The organism is Burkholderia sp. Bp9099, from assembly GCF_003857805.1.
Lineage (GTDB): Bacteria > Pseudomonadota > Gammaproteobacteria > Burkholderiales > Burkholderiaceae > Burkholderia.
On record NZ_QTPU01000024.1, the window covers coordinates 84,726 to 97,799 of the forward strand.

7 protein-coding genes are annotated in these 13,074 nt (G+C 66.8%); 4 read left to right on the top strand and 3 right to left on the bottom strand.

Translation table 11 applies throughout. The features are described from left to right. Positions 1 to 170 precede the first annotated feature (170 nt). Both aceF and aceE read right to left on the bottom strand, forming a co-directional pair. Positions 171 to 1,823, bottom strand: a complete 1,653-nt coding sequence (aceF, locus tag DIE17_RS26515) for a dihydrolipoyllysine-residue acetyltransferase (protein ID WP_124488316.1) — start codon at positions 1,821 to 1,823, stop codon at positions 171 to 173. A 70-nt stretch (positions 1,824 to 1,893) separates the two neighbouring features. Further along, the gene (gene aceE / locus DIE17_RS26520) at positions 1,894 to 4,590 is read right to left on the bottom strand and encodes a pyruvate dehydrogenase (acetyl-transferring), homodimeric type (protein ID WP_044849249.1); all 2,697 of its coding nucleotides are present in this window, start codon (positions 4,588 to 4,590) and stop codon (positions 1,894 to 1,896) included. Positions 4,591 to 4,860: 270 nt separating this feature from the next. On the opposite strand from aceE, the gene fixL reads away from it, so the two are divergent. The 4 genes from fixL (at position 4,861) to DIE17_RS26540 (ending at position 11,478) form a co-directional block, all read left to right on the top strand. After that, a complete protein-coding gene (gene fixL, locus DIE17_RS26525) occupies positions 4,861 to 7,377 on the top strand; it encodes an oxygen sensor histidine kinase FixL (protein WP_124522156.1) in 2,517 nt (838 codons plus the stop codon). Then, on the top strand, positions 7,374 to 8,012 hold the full coding sequence (fixJ, locus tag DIE17_RS26530) for an oxygen response regulator transcription factor FixJ (RefSeq protein WP_006493245.1): 639 nt from the start codon (positions 7,374 to 7,376) through the stop codon (positions 8,010 to 8,012). The genes fixL and fixJ overlap by 4 nt, the downstream gene beginning before the upstream one ends. Positions 8,013 to 8,248: 236 nt before the next feature. After that, the gene (folD, locus tag DIE17_RS26535; RefSeq protein ID WP_124522157.1) at positions 8,249 to 9,106 is read left to right on the top strand and encodes a bifunctional methylenetetrahydrofolate dehydrogenase/methenyltetrahydrofolate cyclohydrolase FolD; all 858 of its coding nucleotides are present in this window, start codon (positions 8,249 to 8,251) and stop codon (positions 9,104 to 9,106) included. 284 nt (positions 9,107 to 9,390) lie between these two features. Next, entirely contained in the window at positions 9,391 to 11,478 is a 2,088-nt protein-coding gene (locus tag DIE17_RS26540) for a M3 family metallopeptidase (RefSeq protein WP_124522159.1), read from the top strand. 60 nt (positions 11,479 to 11,538) lie between these two features. On the opposite strand, the gene dinB is transcribed toward DIE17_RS26540, so the two are convergent. Next, on the bottom strand, positions 11,539 to 12,939 hold the full coding sequence (gene dinB, locus DIE17_RS26550; RefSeq protein WP_260439264.1) for a DNA polymerase IV: 1,401 nt from the start codon (positions 12,937 to 12,939) through the stop codon (positions 11,539 to 11,541). Positions 12,940 to 13,074: the final 135 nt, after the last annotated feature.

Here is a 13,074-nt window from a genome sequence, read left to right on the forward strand (position 1 = left end):
GGTTACTTTTCTTTGGAAGACGACCCGAAGGTAGTCCCTGTGGGACAAAGAAAAGTGACCGCCGCCCCGCGCAGGGGCGACGCTAGCAGACCATTAGCGAAACAGGTTCAACGACAGGGCGAGGATCACAGACATCAACCCCACGCCCCCGCGAGCCACTCCCACGCTCATCAAAGAATGATGCGACGGAAATCGGCCAGCAACGCGCCGAGATACGCATTGAACCGCGCGGCTTCCGCGCCATCGATGACGCGATGGTCATACGACAGCGACAGCGGCAGCGTGAGCCGAGGCACGAACTGCTTGCCGTCCCACACCGGCTTCATCTGCCCGCGCGACAACCCGAGGATCGCGACTTCCGGGGCGTTGATGATCGGCGTGAAGTTGGTGCCGCCGATCCCGCCGAGCGACGAGATCGAGAAGCAGCCGCCCTGCATCTGGTCCGGCTTCAGCTTGCCGTCGCGCGCGGCCTTCGACAGCTCGGCCATTTCCTTCGCGATGTCGACGAGGCCCTTCTTGTCCGCGTCGCGGATCACCGGCACGACGAGGCCGTTCGGCGTGTCAGCGGCAAAACCGACGTGGTAGTACTGCTTGAACACCAGGTTGTCGCCGTCGAGGCTCGCGTTGAAGGTCGGGAACTTCTTCAGCGCGGCGACGACCGCCTTGATCACGAACGCGAGCATCGTGAACTTCACGCCCGCCTTCTCGTGCTCCTTGTTCAGCTGCACGCGCAGCGCTTCGAGCTCGGTGATGTCCGCTTCGTCGTTGTTCGTGACGTGCGGGATCATCACCCAGTTGCGATGCAGGTTCGCGCCCGAGATCTTCTTGATGCGCGACAGCGGCTTCGCCTCGAACGGGCCGAACTTCGAGAAGTCGACCTTCGGCCACGGCAGCAGGTTCAGCTCGCCGCCGCCTGCCGGCGCGGCTGCCGCGGCCGGTGCCGCGCGCTGGCCCGTCATCACGCCCTTCACGAAGCCGGTGATGTCGTCCTTAGTGATGCGGCCCTTCGGACCGGTACCCTGAACGCGTGCGACTTCCACGCCGAGCTCGCGCGCGAACTTGCGCACGGACGGCGATGCGTGGCTCGCGCGGTACTCGCCCGACGTTGCGGCGGCCGGCGCGGCAGCAGCCGGAGCCGGTGCAGCCTTCGCGGGTGCCGGTGCGGCGGCGGGTGCCGGCGCGGCAGCGGCCGGAGCCGGCGCGCTCGCCTGCGGCGCGGCGGCAGGCGCGCCGCCAGCGGCGTCGAGCAGCACGATCAGCGTGCCTTCGGACACCGAATCGCCCACCTTGACCTTGATTTCCTTCACGACGCCTGCGGCCGGGCTCGGCACGTCCATCGTCGCCTTGTCGGACTCGAGCGTGACGAGCGATTGCTCCTTCTCGACCGTGTCGCCGACCTTCACGCCGATCTCGATCACCGGGACGTCCTTGTAGTCGCCGATGTCCGGCACCTTCACCTCGAGCGTGCCGCCCGACGTGGCCGGCGCGGCAGCCGGCGCTGCCGCAGCCGGCGCGGGTGCGGGCGCTGCCGCCGGAGCCGGTGCGGCTGCCGGCGCGGCCGCACCGTTCACCTGCGCCGCGGCGCCGCCTTCGAGCAGGACGATCAGCGAGCCTTCCGACACGGAATCGCCCACCTTGATCTTCACTTCCTTGACCGTGCCGGCTGCCGGGCTCGGGACGTCCATCGTCGCCTTGTCCGACTCGAGCGTGACGAGCGACTGCTCGGGCTCGACCGTGTCGCCCACCTTCACGAGCACCTCGATGACGGGCACGTCCTTGTAATCGCCGATATCCGGCACCTTCACTTCGATCGCTTGACTCATCTTTTTGTGTCTCCATGGCCGCGCGCGCCCCTCCCGGAAGCGGCGCGCGGCATCACACGGCGCGTGTGCGTTAAACGGTCATCGGGTTGGGCTTGGACGGATCGAGGTTGTACTTGGCAATCGCGTCCGCGACCACCTTGCGCTCGATCGTGCCTTCGTCGGCCAGCGCGTTCAGCGCGGCGACGGTGACCCAGTGACGGTCGACTTCGAAGAAGTGACGCAGCTTCTCGCGGGTGTCCGAACGACCGAAGCCGTCCGTGCCCAGCACGACGAAGCGGCGGTCGATCTGGCCGCGGATCTGGTCGACCAGCGCGCGCACGTAGTCGGTCGACGCGATGACCGGACCCTGCGTGTCCTTCAGGCACTTCTGCACGTGCGACAGGCGACGCTCCTCGGTCGGATGGAGCAGGTTCCAGCGCTCGATCTCGTGGCCTTCACGCGCGAGTTCGGTGAAGCTCGGCACGCTCCACAGGTCGGCCGCGACGCCCCAGTCGTTCTTCAGCAGGTCGGCGGCAGCGATCACTTCGTTGAAGATCGTGCCCGCGCCGAGCAATTGCACGCGCGGCGCCTTCGCGTCCGCGTCGGCCTTCTTGAACGCGTACATGCCCTTGATGATGTCGGCCGCTACGTGCTCGCCCTGCGGAATCGCCGGGTGCTCGTAGTTCTCGTTCATCACCGTGATGTAGTAGTACACGTCTTCCTGCTCCTGCACCATGCGGCGCAGGCCGTCCTGGACGATCACCGCGAGTTCGTAGCCGAACGTCGGGTCGTAGCTGATGCAGTTCGGCACCGATGCGGCCCACAGGAGCGAGTGACCGTCTTCGTGCTGCAGGCCTTCGCCGTTCAGCGTCGTGCGGCCCGCGGTACCGCCGAGCAGGAAGCCGCGCGAGCGCATGTCGCCCGCCGCCCATGCCAGGTCGCCGATCCGCTGGAAGCCGAACATCGAATAGAAGATGTAGAACGGCACCATGATCTCGCCGTGCGTCGAATACGACGTCGCTGCCGCGATCCAGTCGCACATGCCGCCCGCTTCGTTGATGCCTTCCTGCAGGATCTGGCCGGTTTCCGATTCCTTGTAGAACATCAGCTGGTCGGAATCTTCCGGCACGTACTTCTGGCCTTCCTGGTTCCAGATACCGATCTGGCGGAACAGGCCTTCCATGCCGAACGTACGCGATTCGTCCGGGACGATCGGCACGACGCGCTTGCCGAGCGCCTTGTCCTTCAGCAGGATGTTCAGGATCCGCACGAACGCCATCGTCGTCGAGATCTCGCGGCCTTCGCCCGTGCCCTTCAGCAGCGGCTCGAATGCGTCGAGCGCCGGCACCGGCAGCGACGTCGCCTTCTCGCGGCGATGCGGCAGGTAGCCGCCGAGGTCCATGCGCTTCTGGCGCATGTATTCGAGCTCCTTCGAGCCTTCCTCGAACTTCAGGTACGGCACGTCGGCGATCTGCTCGTCGGTGATCGGCAGGCGGAACTGGTCACGGAACTTCTTCAGTTGCTCGACCGGCAGCTTCTTCTGCTGGTGCGTGATGTTCATCGCCTGGCCCGACTCGCCCATCCCGTAGCCCTTGATGGTCTTCGCGAGGATGACGGTCGGCGCGCCCTTCGTGTTGGTCGCTTCGTGGAACGCCGCGTAGATCTTGTGCGGATCGTGGCCGCCGCGGTTCAGCGCCCAGATGTCGTCGTCCGACCAGTCGGCGACGAGCGCCTTCAGTTCAGGCGTGTTGAAGAAGTGTTCGCGTACGAACGCGCCCGACTCCGACTTGTACGTCTGGTATTCGCCGTCGACGACTTCCATCATGCGGCGCATCAGCGCGCCCGTCTTGTCGCGGGCGAACAGCGCATCCCAGCGGCTGCCCCAGATGACCTTGATCACGTTCCAGCCGGCGCCGCGGAATTCCGATTCCAGTTCCTGGATGATCTTGCCGTTGCCGCGCACCGGGCCGTCGAGACGCTGCAGGTTGCAGTTGATCACGAACACGAGGTTGTCGAGCTTCTCGCGGCTCGCCATGCCGATCGCGCCGAGCGATTCCGGCTCGTCCGTCTCGCCGTCGCCGAGGAACGCCCAGACCTTGCGGCCGGCGGTCTTCGCGATGCCGCGCGATTCCAGGTACTTCATGAAGCGTGCCTGGTAGATCGCCATGATCGGGCCGAGACCCATCGACACCGTCGGGAACTGCCAGAAGTCCGGCATCAGCCACGGGTGCGGGTACGACGAGATGCCCTTGCCGTCGACTTCCTGGCGGAAGTTGTCGAGCTGCTCTTCCGACAGGCGGCCGAGCAGGAACGCGCGCGAGTACACGCCCGGCGACGAGTGGCCCTGCACGAACACGAGATCGCCGCCGTGCTGGTCGGACGCCGCGTGCCAGAAGTGGTTGTAGCCGACGTCGTAGAGCGTCGCGGCCGATGCGAACGACGCGATGTGGCCGCCGACGTTCGTGTCCTTGCCGGCGCGCAGCACCATCGCCAGCGCGTTCCAGCGCGTGTACGAACGGATGCGGTGCTCGAGGTCCTGGTCGCCCGGAATCTTCGCCTGGGCTTCGACCGGGATCGTGTTGATGTACGGGGTGTTGGCGGAGAACGGCAGGTGTTCGCCGTGCATGCGGGCGAACTCGATCTGCTTTTCGATCAGGTAATGCGCGCGGCCGGTGCCCACCGACGAGATCACGCCGTCGAGCGACTCGAGCCATTCAACGGTTTCTTGCGGGTCGTCGTCACGTTCGGCGGCGACATATTTCATCACTTCGTTCGGTACAGCGGACATTCTCGTCTCCTGGGTCCTGGAATGTGAGGATCGCTCTCGTGCAGACGACGCGGCGCGGCCTGCGGGCAAGCTCCGACGGATTGTAATGAGCGTCGCCGGCCCCGCGCAACAGAATTTTCGAATTATGAGATCTTTTCTCGTAATGCGGAATATTGCTGCGCTGCACCCTTGCGGCGGGCCTCTGCGGCACGCGCCGCGGGCATAAATCCGTTTCCGTTCAACATATCCGGTATAGGTTTTCCATGTATTGCGCTGCGCTACAATCCTGCCATGTTGACCGATCGGCTTTTCGCACGCTCGGCGCGACCGTCGGGCCCGCCGGCGGAGTCGCAGCCGTCCCGCTGGCACCACGGACCGTGGTGGTCCAATTCCTATTTGCTGACGCCGCTGCTGTCGATCCTCGTGTTCCTCGTGGTGATGAGCCTCATTCTATGGAGCCTCAATCGCCGCGAACAGCAGCAGCAGGAAGACACCCTGTTCCGTAACGTCGCGTGGGCGCAGCAGCAGATCCGCCTGTCGATGACGGGCGCGCAGGAGCAACTGCAGGCGCTGTCGCGCGATCTCGCGTCCGGCCGCCTCGACCAGAACGCATTCCAGATGGCCGTCGCGGACGTGATGCAGACGCATCCGGAAATCCTCTATCTGAACTGGTACACCGCGCCCGGCGTGCAGCGCTGGCCGACCGTGCATCCTCCGCTGCTCGGCCAGCGGCTCGCGAAACCCGGCGACGCGCAGATGCAGGACGCCGTGCGCGGCGCGTACGACGAAGCGCGCAGCACGCGCCGCCAGGCCTATTCGCCGCTGATCTACGACGACTTCGGCAACGGCTTCATCACGCTGCAGACGCCCGTGATGCGCGGCGACCGCGAATATCTCGGCTCGCTCGCCGCGGTGTTCTCGGTCGAAGGGATCCTGAAGCACGACATCCCGCAGGAGCTGTCGTCGAAGTACAAGATCTCGATCACCGACTCGAACAACCGCGAGCTGTCGTCCACGTCGACGCGCCCGCGCCTGCCGCGCGACTCCCACTACGACCTGCCGCTCGACCCGCCCGGCCAGGGGCTGACCGTGCGCGTGTACGCGTTCCCGCAGCTCACGAACCTGACCAACAACACGCTCGTGTGGCTCGTGGCCGGCCTGTCGTGCTTCGTGCTGTGGAGCCTCTGGAGCCTGTGGAAGCACACGCGCCAACGCTTCGAGGCACAGCAGGCGCTGTACGCTGAGGCGTTCTTCCGCCGCGCGATGGAGAATTCGGTGCTGATCGGCATGCGCGTGCTCGACATGCACGGCCGCATCACGCACGTGAACCCCGCGTTCTGCCGGATGACGGGCTGGGACGAAACCGACCTCGTCGGCAAGGTCGCACCGTTCCCCTACTGGCCGCGCGACTCGTATCCCGAAATGCAGCGCCAGCTCGACATGACGCTGCGCGGCAAAGCACCGAGCTCGGGCTTCGAACTGCGCGTGCGGCGCAAGAACGGCACGCTGTTCCATGCGCGCCTCTACGTTTCGCCGCTGATCGACAGCTCGGGCCGCCAGACCGGCTGGATGTCGTCGATGACCGACATCACCGAGCCGAAGCGCGCGCGCGAGGAACTCGCGGCCGCGCACGAGCGCTTCACGACGGTGCTCGAAAGCCTCGACGCCGCGGTATCGGTGCTGGCCGCCGACGAAGCCGAGCTGCTGTTCGCGAACCGCTACTACCGCCACCTGTTCGGGATCCGCCCGGACGGCCACCTCGAGCTGTCGGGCGGCGGCTTCGACCGCGCGCAGGCGTCGTCCGACTCGATCGACATGGTCGATGCGTTCGCCGGCCTGCCGGCCGCCGCGCTGACGAGCAGCACGGCAGACGCGCAGGAGGTGTACGTCGAGAGCATCCAGAAGTGGTTCGAGGTGCGCCGCCAGTACATCCAGTGGGTGGACGGCCACCTCGCGCAGATGCAGATCGCGACCGACATCACGACCCGCAAGAAGGCGCAGGAACTCGCGCACCAGCAGGAAGAGAAGCTGCAGTTCACGAGCCGATTGATGACGATGGGTGAAATGGCGTCGTCGATTGCGCACGAATTGAATCAGCCGCTTGCCGCGATCAACAACTATTGCTCGGGCACGCTCGCGCTCGTGAAAAGCGGCCGCGGCACGCCCGAGACGCTGCAGCCCGCGCTGGAAAAGACCGCGCAGCAGGCGCTGCGCGCGGGGATGATCGTCAAGCGGATCCGCGAATTCGTGAAGCGCAGCGAGCCGAAGCGCCAGCCGGCGCGGGTCGCGGACATCGTCGCCGACGCAGTCGGGCTCGCCGAAATCGAGGCCAGGAAGCGCAGGATCCGGATCGTCACGGAAATCCTCGCAAGAATGCCTATTATTTATGTCGACCCCGTGCTGATCGAGCAGGTGCTCGTGAACCTGATGAAGAACGCGGCCGAGGCGATGGCCGACGTGAAGCCGGCGTCGGCGGACGGCGTGATCCGCGTCGTCGCCGACATCGACGCGGGTTTCGTCGACGTCCGCGTGATCGACCAGGGTCCGGGCGTCGACGAAGCGACCGCCGAACGCCTGTTCGAACCGTTTTACAGCACCAAGTCCGACGGCATGGGCATGGGGCTGAACATCTGCCGTTCGATCATCGAATCGCATCGGGGGCGTCTGTGGGTGGTCAACAATGTCGAACCGGACGGCCGCATTTCCGGCGCGACATTCCACTGCAGCCTGCCCATTGGGGAACCCGCTGATCTCGGCCAAGGGGGGCGCGAGGCATCGGCATCACATACCGTTACGGGAGAACTATGAATAGCCCTGTCACCACCACTCAGGAAACTGTCTTCGTCGTCGACGACGACGAGGCCGTACGGGACTCGCTGCGCTGGCTGCTGGAGGCGAACGGCTATCGCGTGCAATGTTTCTCGAGCGCCGAGCAGTTCCTCGATGCGTACCAGCCGGCGCAGCAGGCCGGCCAGATCGCCTGCCTGATCCTCGACGTGCGGATGTCAGGCATGAGCGGCCTCGAGCTGCAGGAGCGCCTGATCGCCGACAACGCCGCGCTGCCGATCATCTTCGTCACGGGCCACGGCGACGTGCCGATGGCCGTGTCGACGATGAAAAAGGGTGCGATGGACTTTATCGAGAAACCGTTCGACGAGGCCGAGCTGCGCAAGCTCGTCGAGCGGATGCTCGACAAGGCCCGAAGCGAAAGCAAGAGCGTCCAGGAACAGCGCGCCGCGAGCGAGCGCCTGTCGAAGCTGACCGCGCGCGAGCAGCAGGTGCTCGAGCGGATCATCGCCGGCCGCCTGAACAAGCAGATCGCCGACGATCTCGGGATCAGCATCAAGACGGTCGAAGCGCACCGCGCGAACATCATGGAAAAGCTCAACGTCAACACGGTCGCCGATCTGCTGCGCCTCGCGCTGTCGAAGAAGCAGGCCTGAACGTTGCGCGCGGCCGCCGGGCGCCTGCCCGGCCGGCCGCACCGCCGCGCCGCGCGATGCGGCCCACTCGCGCGGCACGGCACGGCGCCGCCTCCCGGGGCGCCGGCACCGCCGCCATGACGCTTTCCTTGTATTCGCTGTCGGACGACGGCAGGCGACCGGTATAATTCCGTGTTTTGCTGCGGCGTTTCGCGCGCCGTACGCCCGCATTCCAACTTCCCGGCAGGACCACCACCATGACAGCCCTCCTCATCGACGGCAACGCCCTCTCGAAGACCTTGCGCGCGCAGGCCGCCGAACGCGCCGCCGCCCTGACCGCACGCGGCCACCAGCCCGGCCTCGCGGTGATCCTCGTCGGCGCCAACCCGGCGAGCGAAGTCTACGTGCGCAACAAGATCAAGGCGTGCGAGGACAACGGCTTCTTCTCGCTGAAGGATGCGTACCCCGACACGCTGTCGGAAGCCGACCTGCTCGCGCGCATCGACGAACTGAACCGCGACCCGAAGATCCACGGCATCCTGGTCCAGCTGCCGCTGCCCGCGCACATCGATAGCCACAAGGTGATCGAGGCGATCGCGCCGGAGAAGGACGTCGACGGTTTCCACGTCGCGAACGCCGGCGCACTGATGACGGGCAAGCCGCTGTTCCGCCCGTGCACGCCGTACGGCGTGATGAAGATGTTCGAAGCGCACGGCATCCCGCTGCAAGGCGCCAACGCCGTCGTGATCGGCCGCTCGAACATCGTCGGCAAGCCGATGGCGATGCTGCTGCTCGAAGCCGGCGCGACCGTGACGATCTGCCACAGCAAGACGCGCGACCTCGCCGCGCACACGCGCCAGGCCGACGTCGTGGTCGCCGCGGTCGGCAAGCGCAACATCCTGACGGCCGACATGGTCAAGCCGGGTGCGACGGTGATCGACGTCGGCATGAACCGCGACGACGCGGGCAAGCTGTGCGGCGACGTCGACTTCGCCGGCGTGAAGGAAGTCGCCGGCCACATCACGCCGGTGCCGGGCGGCGTCGGCCCGATGACCATCACGATGCTGCTGATCAACACGATCGAAGCCGCCGAGCGCGCCGCCGCGGCCGCCTGAGCGCCTTCGACCCTCTCGCCCGTCCAGCCGGCGCGCATGCGTGCGCCGGCGTCCCGCCGGCCGCCCGCCGCGGCCGCGTCAGCGCCCTGCCACACTGCCGCGCTCCGCTTCATTCCGCCCCTTTCGACCCTTTCCGGCTCCGCGTCGCGCTCCGTCAATCGCCTCGTTAGAAACTAACGATTGGAAAGCGCGCGTTGCGCCCCAATAATGTCGATATCGGGCGCCGCCGCATCGCGCCTCACCCTTTTCACCCCGGTTCATCCGGCAACAGACAGGGAGTCTTAATGTCCGCCAGCGCCAATACCAATCCGCTCCTCGATTTCTCCGGCCTGCCCCGCTTCGGCGAGATTCGTCCGGAACACGTGACGCCCGCGCTCGACACGCTGCTCGATGCCGCCAACCGCGCGGTCGACACGGCGAGCGCACCCGCGACGCCGGCGACCTGGGCCGCGATCGTCGAGACGGTCGAGCAGGCGACGGAGCCGCTCGGGCGCGCATGGGGCGTCGTCGGCCACCTGAACGCGGTCGCCGATACGCCGGAGCTGCGCGCCGCGTACGGCGAAAACCTGCCGCGCGTGACCGAATTCTGGTCGAGCGTCGGCCAGAACCTCGCGCTGTACGAGAAGTACAAGGCGATCGCCGCGAGCGCCGAATACGCGACGCTGTCCGCCGAGCGCAAGAAGATCCTCGACAACGCCCTGCGCGATTTCCGCCTGTCGGGCGCCGAGCTGCCCGAGGATCAGAAGCCGCGTTTCGCGGAATTGCAGGAGCAGCAGGCCGCGCTGTCGAAGGCATTCTCCGACCACGTGCTCGACGCGACCAACGCGTATGCGTATTTCGCGCAGGACGAGGCCGAGCTGGCCGGCCTGCCGGGCGATGCGATCGAAGCGGCCCGCGAGGCCGCGCAGAAGGAAGGCAAGGAAGGCTGGAAGTTCACGCTGCACTTTCCGTCCTACTTCCCGGTGCTGCAGTACGCCGAGAACCGTGCGATGCGCGAGACGCTGTACCGCGCGTATGCGACGCGCGCGTCCGAACTCGGGCCGCAATACGGCGGCGGCAAGGCCGAGTGGGACAACACGGCGATCGTCGCGGACGAGCTTAAGCTGCGCCGCGAAGAGGCGCAGATGCTCGGCTACCGCAACTTCGCCGAAGTATCGCTCGCGCCGAAGATGGCCGAATCGCCGCAACAGGTGATCGCGTTCCTCGAGGATCTCGCGACGCGCGCGCGTCCGCACGCGGACAAGGACTGGGACGAACTGCGCGCGTTCGCCGCGAAGGAACTCGGCCTGACCGAGCTCGCTCCGTGGGACGTCGCGTTCGCGGCCGAGCGGCTGCGTCAGCAGCGCTACGCGTTCTCGGAAAACGAGGTCAAGCAGTACTTCCCGGAACCGGCCGTGCTGAAGGGCCTGTTCAACGTCACCGAAACGCTGTTCGGCGTGCGGATCAAGCCGGACGACGCACCGGTGTGGCACAAGGACGTGCGCTTCTTCCGCGTGGAGAACCGCGACGGCTCGCTCGTCGCGCAGTTCTATCTCGACCTGTACGCACGCGAAGGCAAGCGCGGCGGCGCGTGGATGGACGATGCGCGTGCGCGCGCCAAGCGCGGCGACACCGTGCAGACGCCGGTCGCGTACCTGACCTGCAACTTCTCGGCACCCGTCGGCGGCAAGCCCGCCTGCTTCACGCATGACGAGGTCATCACGCTGTTCCATGAATTCGGCCACGGGCTGCATCACATGCTCACGCGCGTCGACGAGCTCGGCGTGTCGGGCATCAACGGCGTCGAATGGGATGCGGTCGAGCTGCCGTCGCAGTTCATGGAAAACTTCTGCTGGGAATGGGACGTGCTGTCGTCGATGTCGTCGCACGTCGATACGGGCGCCGCGCTGCCGCGCGAGCTGTTCGACAAGATGATCGCCGCGAAGAACTTCCAGAGCGGCCTCGGCACGCTGCGCCAGATCGTGTTCTCGATGTTCGACATGCTGCTGCACGTCGACTTCGACCCGTCCGGCACGACCGGCGTGAATGCGTTCGCGCGCGAGATCAACGAGCGCTACCACGTGATCCCGCAGGCCGCGTTCTCGCGCTGGCCGAACACGTTCAGCCACATCTTCGCGGGCGGCTATGCGGCCGGCTACTACAGCTACAAGTGGGCCGAGGTGCTGTCGGCCGACGCGTACGCGGCGTTCGAGGAAGCGGCCGCCGCCAGCGGCAGCGTGCTCGACGCGGCGACCGGCACGCGCTATCGCCGCGAAATCCTCGAAGTCGGCGGCAGCCGGCCGGCGATGGATTCGTTCAAGGCGTTCCGCGGCCGCGAGCCGGAAATCGACGCGCTGCTGCGTCACAACGGGATGGCCTCGCCCGCGCACTGAGCGCGCGCTGTCCGGCTTGTCCGGCTGCGTCGAAAGGCACCGCTGCGGCGGTGCCTTTTTTCATGGCGCGGAGGTTTTGTCGTTGGCGGCGTTGTCGGCGTTCGCCTCGTTCGGGTCGTTCGGGTCGTTCGGGTCGTTCGGGTCGATTGCGTCGGTTTCCGCGTTGGCGTTGGCGTTGGCGTTGGCGTTGGCGTTGGCGTTGGCGTTGGCGTTGGCAGCGGCAGCGGCAGCGGCAGCGGCAGCGGCAGCGGCAGCGGCAGCGGCAGCGGCAGCGGCAGCGGCAGCGCCGTCAGTATCAGCCCCCTCGTCCGCATCGTCATCGAACAGCGAAAACTGCCCGTGACGCTCGGCCGTGTCCTCGTCGATGCGCACGCCCACGCCGAGCAACCGCACGGCCTGCGCGCGCCGTTGCAGCCCCTTCGCGAGCAGCGTGACGGCCGTCTGCGCGTTCGTCGCGTCGGCCACGCACTCGACCGTCGTACGCTGGAAATCGGCGAAGCGGATCTTTACGTACAGCTTGCGGATCGTGCGGGCCGCGCCCGCGCGTGCGATGCGCGCGTCGAGCTGCACGACGAGGCGGCGGATCTCGTCCGCGCATTGCTCGAGCGTCGTCAGGTCGGTCACGTAGGTCGTCTCGACGCTGACCGACTTGCGCTCCTGGTCGGCCCGCACCGGCCGCTCGTCGATGCCGCGCGCCAGCTGGTACAGCCGCCGGCCGAACGCACCGAACTCGCGATGCAGGTCGATCAGCGACCAGCCGCGCAACTGCGCGCAGGTCTGGATGCCCAGCCGGTCGAGCCGCGCGGCCGTCACCTGGCCGACGCCGTGCAGCTTGCGCACCGGTAGCGCCGCGACGAACGCATCGACCTCGTGCGGCCGCACGACGAACAGACCGTCGGGCTTGTTCCAGTCGGACGCGATCTTCGCGATGAACTTGTTCGGCGCGACACCCGCCGACACCGTCACGCCGACCGTGTCGTACACGCGCTGGCGAATCTCCCGCGCAATCAGCGTAGCGCTGCCCTGGCACAGCTGCGAACCGCTGACGTCGAGGTACGCCTCGTCGAGCGACAGCGGCTCGACGTCGTGCGTGTAGTCGCGATAGATCGCCATGATCTGCCGCGACGCCGCACGGTATTTGTCCATCGCGGACGGCAGGATCAGCAGGTCCGGACACTTGCGCATCGCGAGCGCCGACGACATCGCGGAATGCACGCCGTAGCGCCGCGCCTCGTAGTTGCAGGTCGCGATCACGCCGCGCTGGTCGGGCCGGCCGCCGACGGCGAGCGGCCGGTTGCGCAGCGACGGGTCGTCGCGCATCTCGACCGACGCGTAAAAGCAGTCGCAGTCGCAGTGGATGATCTTGCGCACGCGCGACGGCGCGTCGCCGGGCGGCGACCCGCGCGGATCGGCAGGCGGGATGATGGTCGGATTCACGGTGCCGATACTGTACAAAAACACAGTGGCCGTTTCAACTGTCGCGTGCTGCCGCGTTCGGCCGACGGCCGACGCCCGGCGCAGCCGGAACGCCTCGGATCGCCTCCACCCGCTCGCCGGCCACCCCCGACCGGCAATGCCGTACCGGTCCGCTTCGCG